Source organism: Mesorhizobium sp. M0408, from assembly GCF_040321495.1.
GTDB lineage: Bacteria > Pseudomonadota > Alphaproteobacteria > Rhizobiales > Rhizobiaceae > Mesorhizobium.
On sequence record NZ_JAMYRO010000031.1, the window covers coordinates 31,382 to 46,118 of the forward strand.

The 14,737-nt window shown below is 63.7% G+C and carries 11 protein-coding genes; 8 read left to right on the plus strand and 3 right to left on the minus strand.

What is annotated here, in order from left to right:
- The first annotated feature begins 4 nt into the window (after nucleotides 1-4).
- The 4 genes from NKI67_RS27585 (at nucleotide 5) to NKI67_RS27600 (ending at nucleotide 4,612) form a co-directional block, all read left to right on the plus strand.
- Nucleotides 5-1,186, plus strand: coding sequence for an acyl-CoA dehydrogenase family protein (locus tag NKI67_RS27585; protein ID WP_352647887.1), 1,182 nt, complete (start codon nucleotides 5-7; stop codon nucleotides 1,184-1,186).
- Entirely contained in the window at nucleotides 1,183-2,538 is a 1,356-nt protein-coding gene (locus tag NKI67_RS27590; RefSeq protein WP_352647890.1) for an LLM class flavin-dependent oxidoreductase, read from the plus strand. Before NKI67_RS27585 ends, NKI67_RS27590 begins: the two co-directional genes overlap by 4 nt.
- Before the next feature lie 74 nt (nucleotides 2,539-2,612).
- A complete protein-coding gene (locus NKI67_RS27595; RefSeq protein WP_352647892.1) occupies nucleotides 2,613-3,689 on the plus strand; it encodes an LLM class flavin-dependent oxidoreductase in 1,077 nt (358 codons plus the stop codon).
- Nucleotides 3,690-3,751: 62 nt separating this feature from the next.
- Complete coding sequence (locus NKI67_RS27600) at nucleotides 3,752-4,612, plus strand: NADPH-dependent oxidoreductase (RefSeq protein WP_352647894.1); 861 nt, start codon at nucleotides 3,752-3,754, stop codon at nucleotides 4,610-4,612.
- A 31-nt stretch (nucleotides 4,613-4,643) separates the two neighbouring features.
- Here NKI67_RS27600 and gcvA read toward each other — a convergent pair whose 3' ends face one another.
- Nucleotides 4,644-5,654 carry a transcriptional regulator GcvA gene (gene gcvA, locus NKI67_RS27605; protein ID WP_352647896.1) on the minus strand — a complete coding sequence of 337 codons (1,011 nt, stop codon included), beginning with the start codon at nucleotides 5,652-5,654 and terminating at the stop codon, nucleotides 4,644-4,646.
- A 342-nt stretch (nucleotides 5,655-5,996) separates the two neighbouring features.
- Between gcvA and NKI67_RS27610 the strand changes: the two genes are divergently transcribed.
- Nucleotides 5,997-7,592 (plus strand): ABC transporter substrate-binding protein, encoded by a 1,596-nt coding sequence (locus tag NKI67_RS27610; RefSeq protein WP_352647899.1) that lies wholly within the window; start codon nucleotides 5,997-5,999, stop codon nucleotides 7,590-7,592.
- Nucleotides 7,593-7,684: 92 nt separating this feature from the next.
- Nucleotides 7,685-9,280, plus strand: coding sequence for an ABC transporter substrate-binding protein (locus NKI67_RS27615; RefSeq protein WP_352647901.1), 1,596 nt, complete (start codon nucleotides 7,685-7,687; stop codon nucleotides 9,278-9,280).
- A gap of 84 nt (nucleotides 9,281-9,364) precedes the next feature.
- On the opposite strand, the gene NKI67_RS27620 is transcribed toward NKI67_RS27615, so the two are convergent.
- The gene (locus tag NKI67_RS27620; protein WP_352647904.1) at nucleotides 9,365-10,804 is read right to left on the minus strand and encodes an FAD/NAD(P)-binding protein; all 1,440 of its coding nucleotides are present in this window, start codon (nucleotides 10,802-10,804) and stop codon (nucleotides 9,365-9,367) included.
- A 181-nt stretch (nucleotides 10,805-10,985) separates the two neighbouring features.
- Between NKI67_RS27620 and NKI67_RS27625 the strand changes: the two genes are divergently transcribed.
- Complete coding sequence (locus NKI67_RS27625) at nucleotides 10,986-12,347, plus strand: LLM class flavin-dependent oxidoreductase (protein WP_198023630.1); 1,362 nt, start codon at nucleotides 10,986-10,988, stop codon at nucleotides 12,345-12,347.
- A complete protein-coding gene (locus tag NKI67_RS27630; RefSeq protein ID WP_023679447.1) occupies nucleotides 12,344-13,435 on the plus strand; it encodes a rhodanese-like domain-containing protein in 1,092 nt (363 codons plus the stop codon). Before NKI67_RS27625 ends, NKI67_RS27630 begins: the two co-directional genes overlap by 4 nt.
- Before the next feature lie 35 nt (nucleotides 13,436-13,470).
- Here NKI67_RS27630 and NKI67_RS27635 read toward each other — a convergent pair whose 3' ends face one another.
- The gene (locus tag NKI67_RS27635; RefSeq protein ID WP_352647906.1) at nucleotides 13,471-14,733 is read right to left on the minus strand and encodes an FAD-dependent oxidoreductase; all 1,263 of its coding nucleotides are present in this window, start codon (nucleotides 14,731-14,733) and stop codon (nucleotides 13,471-13,473) included.
- Between the last annotated feature and the right edge of the window lie 4 nt (nucleotides 14,734-14,737).

Below are 14,737 nucleotides of genomic sequence, written 5' to 3' on the forward strand. Positions count from 1 at the left end.
GACGATGACCTTCGATCCCGATACGTCCAATCCATGGATCGCCAAGGCGGTCGAGCTGCGCGACATCTTTGCCCGCGATGCGGTCGAGCGCGACCAGCTTGGCGGCAGACCCGTCGAACAGATACGGATGCTCAAGCAAAGCGGCCTGCTCACCATCGTCATTCCCAAGGAATTCGGCGGCGCCGGCGAACCCTATTCGACAGCGCTGAAGATCGGGCGCGAGTTCGCCAAGGTCGACGGCTCGATCGGCCATATTTACGGTTACCATTTCAGCGCACTGATCGCCGCCAGGCTCAATTCGGACGAACCGCGCTCAGCCGATCTGCTGCGGCGTTCGGCTGCCGGCGACTGGTTCTGGGGCAACACCGGCAACAGTTTTTCCAAAACGCTGTTCGGCCGCAAAGATGGCGAGTGGACGATCGTCAACGGCTTCAAACCCTTCGCCTCCGGCTCGCATGTCGCCGACTATCTTTCGACCTCGTGGGAAGACGAGGTCAGCGGCGAGAGGAAATTCGCGGCGATCCCCGCGAACCGCGAAGGCATCACCGTTCTCGACGACTGGGACGGCATCGGCCAGACGCAGACCGGCAGCGGCAAGGTCGCTTACAAGGACGTCAGGATCCACGACAGCGAGTTGGTGCGCGGTTGGGTCGACGCGTCGTTGCCAATCCGCACCATCGGCCCGCTGCAGCAGCAGAGCGTGTTGCTCAATGTCTTTGTCGGCACGGCCCAGGGCGCGCTGCTGGCGGCGCGAGATTATACGCTCAACAGTTCGCGGCCGTGGATGTATTCCGGCGTCGAGCGCCATATCGACGATCCATGGATCAAGCGGCAGTATGGCGAGCTCTGGGTCAAGACGCGGGCGGCGACGGTGCTGGCCGATCGCGCGGCGGCGGCGATCGATCATGCGATCGCGCGCGGCAAGGCGCTGACCGAGCAAGAACGCGGTGAGGCGGCGGTTGCCGTCGCCGCGGCCAATGTGCTGGCAGGCGATGTCGCGCTCGAAGTCACGACCGAGATATTCGAGGTGATGGGTGCCCGCTCCGCAGTGCGCAAATACGGCTTCGACCGCTTCTGGCGCAACGCACGCATTCACACCTTGCACAACCCTGCCGAATACAAGACCCGCACAGTCGGCACCTGGTATCTGACCGGCGCTTATCCCGAGCCCGGCGTCTTTCGATGAGCGGCCGGCAGCTCCATCTCAACGTCAACGTCCTGCATGCCGGCTTCTCGCCGGCGGCATGGCGGATGGACGGCGTCGACCCCTATGCCGCCTTCACCGTCGACCACTATGTACAGGTGGCGAAGATCGCAGAGCGCGCAAAGCTCGACGCCGTATTCCTTGCCGACCAGGCGGCGATATCGGACCGCATTGACTATCGTCCGATCACGTCGCTGGAGCCGACCATCGTGCTGGCGACGGTAGCCGCCGCAACCGAGCGCATCGGCCTGATCGCCACGGTATCGACCAGCTTCAACGAGCCCTACAATATCGCCAGGCGCTTCGCGACGCTCGACCATGTCAGCGGCGGACGCATCGGCTGGAACATCGTCACCACGGCCGATCCCGCCTCGGCCCGCAATTTCGGCCTCAACGGTGCCATCGATCATGGCCGGCGCTACGAGCGGGCGGCGGAATTCGCTGACATCGTCAAGGCATTGTGGGACAGCTGGGAGGACGATGCCTTCATCGGTGATGTCGCCAGCGGGCGCTTCGTCGATGCCACCAAGGTTCACGCCATCGACCACAAGGGCGCACATTTCTCGGTGCACGGGCCGCACAATGTGCCGCGTTCGCCGCAAGGGCATCCGGTGGTCGTCCAGGCCGGCGGGTCCGATGACGGCAAGGACCTCGCCGCCCGCCACGCCGAAGCCGTGTTTTCCGCATCGCAATCTTTCGAGGAAGCGCTCGGCTATGCGCGGGAACTTAAGGCGCGTGCCGTCGCCTATGGCCGCACCGGCGGCGTGCCGCTCAACCTCGCCGGCCTAGCCACCATCATCGGCAGCACAGAGGCGGAAGCGGAGCGGCGGCAAGAAGAGCTGTGGGATCGCATTCCGCTCGACTACAGCCTTGGGCGGCTGTCCGGCGTGCTCGGCATCGACCGCGAGCGGCTGAAGCTCGACGAGAAGCTGCCAGAAGGGATTCAACTGCCCCCCAATGGCGGCCACACCTTCTTCAAGGCCACGCTCGCGCTCGCGCGCAGCAACGATTTCACCGTTCGCCAGCTGATCCGGGCGCTGAACGGCAGCACCGGCCACCGCACCATCGTCGGCACGCCCGAGCAGATCGCCGACGACATCGAAAGATGGTTTGTCGCCGGCGCCGCCGACGGTTTCAACCTGATGCCGGACGTCCTGCCGACCGGACTGGAGGTCTTTGTCGACACGGTGGTGCCGATCCTACGCCGGCGTGGCCTGTTCCGCAGCGAATATGAAGCGCGCACGCTGCGCGACCACCTCGGCCTTATCAGGCCCGAAAGCCGCTTTGCACCGCAGCCGCGCAAGGCGCCAGGGCTGCAAGGGGCAGCCTTTTGAATGATCATCAAAATGCAGCTGAGCGGAAGGTCCTGCCATTGACCTGCATGCCCGACAAAAATACAGGCCCGAGAATGAGCGCTGATACCGAGTTTCTTTGGTACATCCCGAACCAGGTCGATCCCGGTCATCGCGGCGAGCCGGCCGTCGAGGACCACAACAGCCTGGAGACGCTGACCAGCCACGCGAAGGCGCTTGAGGAACACGGTTGGAAGGGCGCGCTGATCGGTACCGGCTGGGGGCGGCCCGACACGTTCACCGTCGCCGCCTCGCTCGCCGCGCGGACCACCTCCTTCGAACCGCTCATCGCGATCCGCCCGGGTTACTGGCGGCCGGCGCACTTCGCATCCGCGGTCGCCACGCTCGACCAGCTGATCGCCGGGCGCGTGCGTATCAACATAGTGTCGGGCAAGGACAACCTCGCTGCGTATGGCGACAGCGAAGGCGAGCAGAACCATCGCTATGCCCGCACCGGAGAGTTCATGCGGCTGGTCCGCAGACTTTGGACCGAAGAGAACGTGACCTTTGCGGGCGAGCACTTCCAGGTCACCGGGTCTACCGTCATGCCCCGCATTCCTGTGCGTGGCGATCGTCGCCATCCGAAGCTCTATTTCGGCGGCGCGTCGGAGGCGGCCGAGCGGGTGTCGGCCAGCGAGGCGGATGTCCAGCTCTTCTGGGGCGAGCCGCTCGACGGCGTCCGGGAGCGGATCGAGCGGCTCAAAGCCTTGAGCAGCGAACTCGACCGAGACCTCCCGCCTCTGGAATTCGGGTTGCGGGTCACCACGCTGGTCCGCGACACCACTGGCCAGGCCTGGGCGGACGCCGAGGCGAAGGTCGAGGAGATGGCCAAGGGCCAAGGCGCCGGCTGGAACGATCACGGTCGGGCGGTAGCGGTGGGCCAGCAGCGTCTGCTTGATCTGCACGCGCGTGGCGAGGTGCTGGACGACAACCTCTATACTGCGCCGGGCAAATATGGCGGCGGCGGTGCCGGTACCACCTGGCTGGTCGGCTCGGCCGCCGACGTCGCCCACTCGCTCGGCAGGTACGGGGATCTGGGCATCACGCATTTCGTGCTCTCGGACACGCCGTACCTTTCCGAGATCAAGCGGCAAGGCGATCAGTTGCTTCCGCTATTGCGCAATGGGGCCTAAGCCGCGCTTCTTGAACCGGCAAGGGCCGGCGAGGGAAGCCAGATTGCCAAGTAGGGAAGACGATGTCACAGCCGGCCGCCTTCAGCATCCGCCCTTCCGACGCCGACCTGCGTGGTGAAGCGGCGCTGCGGCGGCGTTACCGGGCGCCGCAACATACGCACACCGGAAACTGGAACGAAGCCCTCGAGGCGATCCTTTCGCATCGCTCGGTCCGCAACTATCTCGCCAGGCCTCTGCCCGAAGGAATGCTCGAACTGATCATCGCGGCCGCCCAGTCGGCACCGACCTCGTCCAATCTCCAGGCGTGGAGTGTCGTCGTCGTCGAGGATCCGGCGCGCAAGGCGCGGCTTGCCGGACTGGCGGCGATCAATCGCCATATCGAGCAGGCGCCACTGCTGCTGGTCTGGCTGGCCGACCTGTCGCGGCTGCGCGCCATAGCCGAGGCAAACGGCCGGGAGGGCGAGGGGCTCGACTATCAGGAGAGTTTTCTGCTGGCCGTGATCGACGCCGCACTTGCCGCGCAGAATGCCGTGGTGGCGATCGATGCGCTCGGGCTCGGCTCCTGCTACATCGGCGCCATGCGCAATCATCCGCAGGAGGTGGCACGCGAACTCGGTCTGCCGCCGGAAACCGTGGCGGTGTTCGGCCTGACCGTCGGCTATCCCGATCTCCTGGCTGCGACTGACATCAAGCCCAGACTGCCGCAGGCTGTGGTGCTGCACCGCGAGCGCTATCGATCAGAGCCCGATCCGGACGATCTTGCAGCCTACAACCAGAGGCTTCGTTTATTCCAGCAGGAGCAGGCGATGCCTGTGGTGGACTGGACAGAGTTGCTTTCGAACCGCATCGGCAGCAAAGCAGCGCTGAAAGGCCGTGATCGCCTGGGCGAAGTGCTGAAGGCCCTGGGCTTCAAGCTCAAATAGGCGCGCGCCTGCTCGCGAGACCGAGGCGGGGCTATTCGGCGGCGATGATGGCGATGCGCGCCGGCAGCGCCGCCGGCGGCGTGAAGTCGAGCGCGCCAAGCCTCCGCGCCTCGGCCTTCAGCCAGCCATGGAAGCGCTCGACTGTCGCCAGCTTCGCCTTGTGCGGTGTCGTCGCGAAATAATAGGAAAACTCGACCGGCTGCGGTGAGCCGAACGGACTGACCAGCCGCCCTGCGGCAAGGTCAGGCTCGGCCAGCCGGAATTTGCCGAGACCGATGCCCTTGCCGGCAGCAGCAGCGTCGAGCACCAGTGACGATTGGCTAAGCCGTATACCGCCCTCGACAAAGCGGCCAGACAGGCCGTTGGATCTCAGCCAGCCCTTCCAGTCAGGGCAGCTTGGATCGCGTTCCGGACCGTCCTCATGCAGGATCGGTGCGTCACGCAGCCCCTCCGGCCCGCGATAGAGACCGTGCATGCGGGCAAATTCCGGGCTGCAGACGGGGAGCACCGCTTCCGAAAAAAGCCGTTCCGTCAGCAGGCCGCTATAGGCGCCCGACCCGTAGCGGATGACGCAGTCGACGTCTTCGCTGGCAAAGTCGGCAAGTCTGGTCGATGCGTCGACCAGCACTTCTAGGCCGGGTACCGCGTCGCGCAGTGCGTCGAGGCGCGGGATCAGCCATTTGCTGGCGAAGGAGGGCGCGACCGACACTTTGATCGGCGCATCCTCCTCGTCGCCGGAAATCCGCGCGACCGACTCGACAACGACGTCGAAAGCCTCGGTGAGGCCGGGCATCAGCGCCTGGCCGGCCGACGTCAGCAGAAGCTCGCCGCGGTTTCGATGGAACAGCGGTTGACCGAGGTGATCCTCGAGCAGGCGGATCTGCTGGCCGATGGCGGCAGGCGTCACATGGAGTTCTTCGGCCGCCCGCGTAAAGCTCAGGTGGCGGGCGGTTGCGACAAAAGCGCGAAGCGACGTCAGCGGCGGAAGCCTCGCCAGCGTCGGCCGCAGCTTCCTTGATTTTGCGCGAATGAGATCGACCATGGAGCGCATTCAACACGTTCAGGCCGGGCGCGACGAGGGCGGGCTTTGCGCCAAAGTGCCCGGTGGAAAATTTCGTTTGCCGCAGCGTCGCGGCAGCGGGAACGGAAATCTAAAAAATCGTAATGTCTACAATTCTTGTAGAAATAAGATCGGAGCGCTGATTTGGGCGTCGAGCAGCTTTGCCAGATCCTGGAATGAAACGGTCGTGCGAAGCGGTGCTTTCGGCAGACGATAGAAAATCATTCTTCCGGTTTTGCGGCGTGGCAGAGATCATCGCGTCGAGGCGCCGGAGTGTGTTCGGCCGCCGGATGCCATCGAAGCCGTTTTCCGGAGCTCAAGGCCATGTCTGTCAATCGTCGTCATTTCAACCAGCTCTTGCTGCTTGGCGGTGCGAGCTTCGCATTGCCCGGTCTTTCCTTTGCCGCCGAAGGCACGCCGGTTCAGGGCGGTACGCTCAACTGGGCCTACTATCCCGACCCCACGTCGCTGATCGCCATCAACACCTCGTCGGGCACCGGCCAGGCGATCGGGCCCAAGGTCAATGAGGGCCTGCTGGATTTCGACTATGATCTCAACCCGAAACCGCTGCTGGCGACGGAATGGTCGACCAGCGATGACGGCCTGCGCTATACCTTCAAGCTGCGCGAGGGCGTCAAATGGCACGATGGCAAGGATTTCACCTCGCAGGACGTTGCCTTCACCATCTTTCGGCTGAAGGAGGCGCATCCGCGAGGCCGCATCACCTACCAGAACGTGACGGCGGTAGAGACGCCTGATCCGCACACCGCCATCATCGTGCTTTCAAAGCCGGCGCCCTATTTGATCACGGCGCTGAGCAGTTCGGAATCGCCGATCGTGCCGAAACACGTCTATGAAACGTTCAAGCCGGCGGAGCAGCCCAAGCTGGAGCAGACGATCGGCACCGGTCCCTTCGTGCTCAAGGAATGGGTGCCCGGCAGCCATCTGATCTTCGACCGCAACCCGGACTACTGGGATGCGCCCAGGCCCTATCTCGACCGTGTCGTGCTGCATGTTATCCTCGACCCGGCCGCACGCTCGGCGGCTCTTGAAACCGGCGAGATCGATATCGGCGCCAATCCCGTGCCGCTGGCCGATATCGAGCGGCTGAAGGCAAACCCAGCTCTGGTCGTCGACACCAACACCTACGCCTATTCCGGCCCGCAGCAGCAATTGTTCTTCAATTACGAAAACGAAATCCTGACTAAGCGCGATGTGCGCCTAGCCATTGCCCACGCCATCGACCTGCAGAAGCTGGTCGACATCGCGCTCTATGGCTATGCGCAGGTGTCGCCAAGTCCGATCAGCACGGCACTGCCAAAATGGTATGACCCCAGCATCAAGGCGCGCGAGCCCGATACCAAACTGGCGGAGAAACTGCTCGACGACGCCGGCTATCCGCGTGGCGCCGATGGCACGCGCTTCAAGCTGCGGCTCGCCTATAACGCGTTCCTGCCAGCGTCCTATGCCGATTTCATCAAGCAGTCGCTGGCAGTGGTCGGCATCAACGCCGAGATCCTGAAGCTCGACCTGTCGACGTTCCTGAAGACCGTCTACACCGACCGCGCCTGGGACCTGGTGGTCGAGTCGCTCTCGAACACCTTCGATCCGACGCTCGGTGTTCAGCGCGCCTACTGGTCGAAGAACTTCAAGATCGGCCTCGTCTTCTCCAACGCCAGCCACTATGCAAACCCCGAGGTCGACCAGATCCTAGAAGCGGCGGCGATCGAGCCCGATGAGACCAAGCGGCGCGAGCTCTGGTACAAGTTCCAGCACATCATCCATGACGACGTGGTGTCGGTCGATCTCGTGGCGGCCGGCGCGCAGATTGTCGCCAACAAGAAAGTCCGGGATTTTGCGCCTGGCGCGCAAGGGATCAACAACAGCTTTGCACAGATCTGGCTCGCGCCAAACGCCTAAGTGCAAGTCCCTTTGGTTGGGATCGGCGCGTGAAAACGGCGACCCCGACTTCTCCACTAAAGGATAAATCGCGCCAACGCGGAGTACCGACCATGACCATCAACCGACGCCTGTTCAACCAGTTCCTGCTGCTGGCCGGCGCGAGCGCCGCACTTCCCGCCGGGGCATTCGCAGAAGACGCAAGGCCGGTGGCCGGCGGCACACTCAATTTCGTCTACTATCCCGAGCCCAACCAGATCGTTTCCATCAACACCAGCGCCGGCGGACCGGCCACCATCGGTCCGAAGATTTTCGACGGCCTGCTCGCCTACGACTACGATCTCAATCCGCGACCGCAACTGGCCACCGAATGGTCGATCAGCGACGACGGGCTCGAATATGTCTTCAAGCTGCGCCAGGGGGTGAAGTTCAGCGACGGCCATGATCTGACCTCCGAGGACGTGGCCTTTTCGATCTCGCGGCTGCGCGAAGCGCATCCGCGCGGGCGCATCACCTTCCAGAACGTCACCGACATCGACACGTCGGACCCGTATATCGTGAAGATCAAATTGTCGAAGCCATCCGCCGCGCTGATCTCGGGGCTGGCCGCGACGGAATCGCCGGTCGTGCCCAAGCACGTATACGAGAAACTGAAGCCGGCTGACGATCCGTCCTTCGAGCAGATCATCGGCAGCGGGCCGTTCGTGCTGAAGGAATGGGTGAAGGGCAGCCACATCCTCGTCGAAAAGAACCCGACCTATTGGGATGCGCCTAAACCCTATCTCGACCGGATCATTTTCCGCTTCATCACCGATCCGGGTGCACGCGCCGCGGCACTGGAGGCCGGCGAGGTCGACATCGGACCGAACCCGGTGGCGTTTGCCGACCTGGAGCGTTTCAAGGCGCTGCCGCAATTCGTAGTCGACAGCACGGTCTTCGCCTACAGCGGCCCGCTGCACCAGTTGATCATCAATCTCGAAAACCCGATCCTGAAGGAGAAGAAGGTCCGCCAAGCAATCGCGCACGCGATCGACCTCGACGCGGTCAATGCAATCGTGTTTTACGGTTATGGCCAAGTCTCGCCGACGCCGATCAGCGTCGTCAACAAGAAGTATTTCGATCCCGACGTAAAGGCCGCGACCGTCGATACGGCATTGTCGGAAAAACTGCTCGACGAGGCCGGCTTCAAGCGGGGAGCGGACGGCGTACGCTTCAAGCTCAGGCTCACCAACAATCCCTACAACCCTTGGGGCTATGCCGATTTCCTCAAGCAGGCATTGGCCAAGATAGGCATCGATGCCGAGATCGAAAAATTCGACTTCGGAACCTATGTCAAAACCATCTACACCGATCGCACCTGGGACCTGTCGACGGAATCCTGCGGCAACATCTTCGATCCGAGCGCCGGCGCGCAGCGGCTCTACTGGTCGAAGAACATCAAGAAAGGGCTGCCGTTCTCCAACGGCGCGCACTATGAGAACCCGGAGGTTGACCGGTTGCTGGAAGCCGCATCGGTCGAGCTCGACGAGGCCAAGCGCAAGCAGCTCTTCTTCAAGTTCCAGGAGATCATCGCCGATGAGTTGCCGATCATCAATCTGATCGCGCCGCCGACCATCATCATCGCCCGCAAAACCGTCAAGAACTACGCACCGGGTGCCGAAGGCCTGTCGGCCAGTTTCGCCGACGCCTATATCGATCCGAACGCCTGACCCTGCAGGGCAATCGGAATGAGAAAGGGCTGCATCTCGATGCGGCCCCTTTTTGTGTTTCTGTCGCCTTGATGTGCAGCATGCTCAGGCCAGAGCACGCAGCCTTGGGCTGGCCTTGACCAGAAGGTCGGCAAGGGCGATGGCCTGAGCCAGCTGTTCGCCGATGGAACTCGATTCCCAGGCAACGCCGCGCAGCGGATGGCCGACGGCAAACAGATTGCCGTGGGTCCTGCCGTTACGGGAAATTACCTGACCTTCGCGCGTGGCATCGATGCCGAAGCTGGTCGCATGCGGCCTAACGATGCCGTTCTCGAGCAGGCTTTGGACGAATGGATCGGCGATCCGCCGCCAGTCGTGCTCCTGATGGCCGCGGCAGTTGACGACACCATCGAAACGCAGGCGTTCGACCGCGCCGCTATCGCGCCAGCGGATCTCGGCGGCAATGCCGTCGGCTTCCGGATTGAGCGCCAGCACCCGTCCCGCTCCACCCGTCCAACGGCCTTGGCTTCGCGCCAGTGCCACGCGCTCAAAGCTCGGTGGCGCCGCGCGGTGCGCGGTGACATCCCAGAAGGCGCGCAGATGGCGTGCGAACTTCAAGCGCTCCCTGTCGGTGGCGCCTTGCCACAAGGCCAGGATCCACGGCCGGATCGTCAGTGGCAGCCCTTGCCAGTCCAGGCCGGTGGTTTCGATTGCCCGGCGTTCGGCCTTGACCAGTGCGAGAAGCGCCCTGGTGGTTTTCGGCAGCGGCCGCCCGGTGAGGAAATCGCGCCACGCTTCCGCGTTGCGCCGAGGTTCGACGATCTGTCCGCGCCGCGACACGACGCGATAACCGCCCTTGAAGCCGCGCGCTTCCATGCTGGCGACGACGTCGACCATGCTGAGGCTGGAGCCGATCAGCAGCAGTTCCTTGCTGCCGGCGAGCCGATCGAGCGCCGCCGAATCCCAGGGATTGGCGACATAACGGGGATCGCTGACGACGGCTGCTTCCGTGGTGGACGGCTGGCTCTGGAACACCCCGGTTGCCAGCACGGCCTCATCGGCCAGCAATTGCTGGCCGTCGCCGGTGCCGACGCATACCCCTGACGGGCCGGTCAGCATGTCGACGGCGGATGCCTTGATGTGGCGCAGCGACGAACGCCCGTCTGCTTCTCTGATCGCTCTCGTCAGTTCGGACTGGACATAGCTGCCGAACAGCCAGCGCGGCGGGCTTGAGTCCGGGACATCCTCGGGCGGTGTCCAGCCGTGCTCCGGCCCATTCGCCATAAGCCAGCGAACGAGGTGATCGGGATCGTCCGGATGCAGCGAGAAGATGCGCGCCGCGCCGTTGACGAGGTGTTGTGGATCGACGGTGCTATAGGCAACGCCGCGACCGAGCTCGGCCCGGCGCTCGATGATGGTGATTGCCAGCGGCTCAGTTGAACGGTCGAGCAGCTTGATCGCGGTAACCGCGCCGGCAAAGCCGCCGCCAACGATGATGATTGAACGAGGGATCGAGCGTAGCGGGGAGGAAGGGGTATGAAGCATCAAGAACCTTTGCGACGCCGGTGGTCGTGGCTCTAGCCCATCGCCCCGGCAACGATCATCGTGCTTTCCCGTAACCCGATGTCAAAAAACAATAATTGCCAGCTGGCGGAAGGCATTCTTTCACTCAGCGGGTTTGGCAGGCGCTAGATAGGAACGCCCTTTGCGACCAGCCCGAGAACCGCTGATGACTGAAAATCGAAAGATAAGGCTTGGAGCCTTTGTTCGCGGACCGGGCCATCATGTCGCTGCCTGGCGCCATCCCGATGTGCCTGCCAATCCGGGCCTGAGCTTTCAGCACTATGCGGACGCCGCGCGCACTGCCGAGCGTGGCCTGTTCGACATGGTGTTTCTGGCCGACAGTCTCAGCGCGCGCAATGGCGAGCAGCCGATCGAGACCTTCGAGCGCACCGGCCATGTCGTGCATTTCGAGCCGCTGACGCTTTTGTCGGCGCTCTCGACCATCACGCAAGGGATCGGGCTCGTTGCGACCGCCTCGACCACCTATTGGGAGCCGTTCCACTTGGCGCGGCTGTTCGCTTCGATCGATCATCTCAGCGGCGGCAGGACAGGCTGGAATGTCGTCACCTCAGCCGATGCGCCGGCGGCGGCGAATTTCAGCCTCGACCAGCATCCCGTTCATGCCGACCGTTACGCCCGCGCCGAGGAATTCGTCGCTGTCGCGCAGAAGCTTTGGGACAGCTGGGACGACGATGCCTTCGTCGCCGACAAGGCTTCGGGGATCGCCATCGACCGGCGCGGCATCCACGCCCCGGACCATGCCGGCCGGCATTTCCGCGTCAAGGGACCGCTCAACGTCGCTCGCCCACCGCAGGGCCATCCCGTCATCGTCCAGGCGGGCTCGTCCGATGCCGGCCAACACTTGGCGGCGCGAACGGCGGAGGTGGTTTTCACCGCCCACCCGACCATCGAATCGGCGCGCGGCTTTTACGGCGAACTGAAAGGCCGGCTGGGCTCGTTTGGCCGCTCCGCCGACAGCTTGAAGATCATGCCCGGTGTCTTCCCGGTCGTCGCGCCGACACGCACGGAGGCCGAGGGCAAGTTCGATGCGATCCAGCGCCTGGTCGATCCTGTGGTTGGTGTGGCGCTGGTTTCAGGATTGCTCGGCGGTGTCGATCTTTCCGGCCATTCACTCGACGGACCGTTGCCGGAACTGGGCAGTTCCGATGCCGTGAAGAGCCGCCTGAAAGTCGTTTCCGAATTGGCCGCGAGCCGGAACCTGACCATCCGCCAATTGTATCTCGCCGTTGCCGGCGCGCGCGGCCATTTCCAGATCGTCGGCACGCCAAAGGATGTGGCCGACATGATGGAGGAGTGGTTCGCCGGTGGCGCGGCGGACGGCTTCAACGTCATGCCGCCGATCCTGCCGACGGGCCTCACCGATTTTGTCGACCTCGTCATTCCGGAGCTGCAGCGGCGGCGTCTGTTCCGGACTGCTTACGAAGGCGGGACGTTGCGCGAGAACCTCGGCCTTGCGCGTCCGATCCGTGGCGCCGCTGAACAGCAAGAGAGGAAAGCATCATGAGCGACAGGACGATCGATTCGAAAATGTTTCGCCAATGGCTGGCGGATGGCGAAGAACTGGCGGTGCTAGACATTCGCGACAGCGCGACTGTCGGATACGCATCGCCGCTGTTCGCCACCAACCTGCCCGCGGCTCAGGTCGAGGCCGAGATCGACCGCTTCATCCCGCGCAAATCGGTGCGCACCGTGCTGGCGGACGACGGCAGCGGCGTTGCCGAGCAACTTGTCGAACGACTGGTGGGGTATGGCCGTACCCAGCTGTTTTCGCTGAACGGTGGAATTCCGGAATGGACGCAAAGCGGCGTTGAAGGCCTGCCGACCTTCGATACGCCGGGCGTCGATTTTTCGCTGGCGATCCGCGACGAGAAGGGGACCCCGGTCGTCAGCGTTGAAGAGCTCGCGGTGCTCAGAGGCCGAGGCGCCGACGTGGTGGTGCTCGACAGCCGCACGGTGGCGGAGTTCGAAAAGGACCATGTGCCGGGCGCCATCAGCGTGCCGGGCGCCGAGCTGGTGCTGCGCTTCGCCGACCTGGTGCCGTCACCGGAGACGCAGGTTGTCGTCTCCTGCGCCGGCCTGCCGCGCGCCATCATCGGGGCGCAGACACTGATCGATGCCGGCGTGCCCAACCGGGTCGCCTATCTGCACGACGGCACCAAGGCATGGCGCGAGGCCGGTCTTGCACTCGAAACCGGCAAGACCGCAATCTATGGTCCGGCAAGCGAGGATGCCAAGCGTTTCGCCGGGGAGCACATCGCAAAGCTTGCCGAAGGCGACAGCTTTCCCCGCATCAATGCGGCCAGGGCCGCGAACTGGGCGAAGGACGAAAAGCGGACGACCTACCTGCTTGACGTGCGCACGCCCGACGAGTTCGCCGAAGCGCATATTCCGGGGTCGATCGCGTCTGAGGGCGGGCAGTTGCTCGGTGTCGCCTATCGCACCATCGCCGTGCGCGGCGCCCGCGTCGTGCTGATCGACGATCTGCTCGGTGTCCGCGCGGCGACGACGGCGCATTGGCTGCAGCGGCGCGGCTTCGAGATCGCGATCCTCTTGTATGACTTCCAGTCGGCCAGCCTGGTGGAAGCGGCGTAGGGCAGGCGCACTGTCAGGCGATTTTTTCGGAGCCACTATTCGGCGGCTTCCGATTGGCGGCGACGGCCCGCCAGCACGTTCTTCTGCATCGCCGTCAGCGAAGACCGCACGGCTTTGGCGCCGTGCTCCAGCATCTTGGCCTCATACTCCGACAGCGCCTGGAGAAGCGGCTTGTCGCCGCGTTTGGCGGCCACCAGCTCTGGCACCAGCAGCCCGGCGTCGTAGATCGCGGTGTTGCCGCCAAGCGCGCGAAAATAGGTCATGGCGTGGATGGCATCGCCAAGCAGCGTCACCGGTTTCGTCGGCCAGGGATCGACAGGTTCGGAGCTGTGGACATGAAGCAGCGCCACCGTCGATGGGTCGGTGTAGCGGATGAGGTTGAGGATTTCCGGGTGCCAGTGGGCGATCTTCGAGATCAGCAGGTCAATCAGTTCTGAACCGGAGAGCTTTGCCAGCGCGTCGTCCGTGGCAAGTTCGTCCTTTTCATAGGCGGTGTTCCACCAGACATAGCTGGTGGTGTTGTTGAAATGGAAACCGGAAAAATCCTTGTGGGTGGCGTCGTCCAGCCCGATCAGTCCATGCTTTCGTAATGCGTCGACATTGACCCTGTGGCTGGTGACCATAAGCCCATGACCTTCGGTTGGCCTGACGCCGGCATTGTAGTCGAGTAGCAGCGGCGAGATCTGGTGAAGGGCTGCGGGATGCAGCGTCATCTTGCCGGCCAGGCGCCTGACGCCGGTGTCGAAGCTTCGCGCATGCGGCACCAGTTGCTGGCGCACGCGCGAGCGGGCGCCGTCGGCTCCGACCAGCACATCGGCATGGATTGCCGAACCGTCCTCGAAATGCGCGACGACCGAACCATCCGGCTGCTCGTCGTAGCGTGAAAAGACCTTGCCATAGCGCATGATGCCGTCGAGGCCAGAGAGCAGCACCTGGCGCAGCGTGATACGGCTTACCGATTTTTCGATATGCGTGTCGTCGGCCTCGCCCAGCGCGTTGCCGCCGCCCCAGGCATCCTCGCCCAGGATCTTGAAATTCTCGTCCAGCAGGATGTTGCGATCCGGCGCCTGGCCGAGCGTGGCGACAAAAGCGTCGTAGAGTTCCGGCGGCAAATTGGCGATCAGCGAATCGATGCCGCGCTGGCGGATGCGCAGACGAAAACCCTGGACATAGTCGGTGCGGGCGCGGTCCTTCTCGAAGACCGCGACACTGATGCCGTTCTTCTTCAGGCCTTGCGCCAGTGTCAGGCCGCCGGGGCCTCCGCCGATGATGGCGACTTCGACATGTTCTGTTGTCATGGCG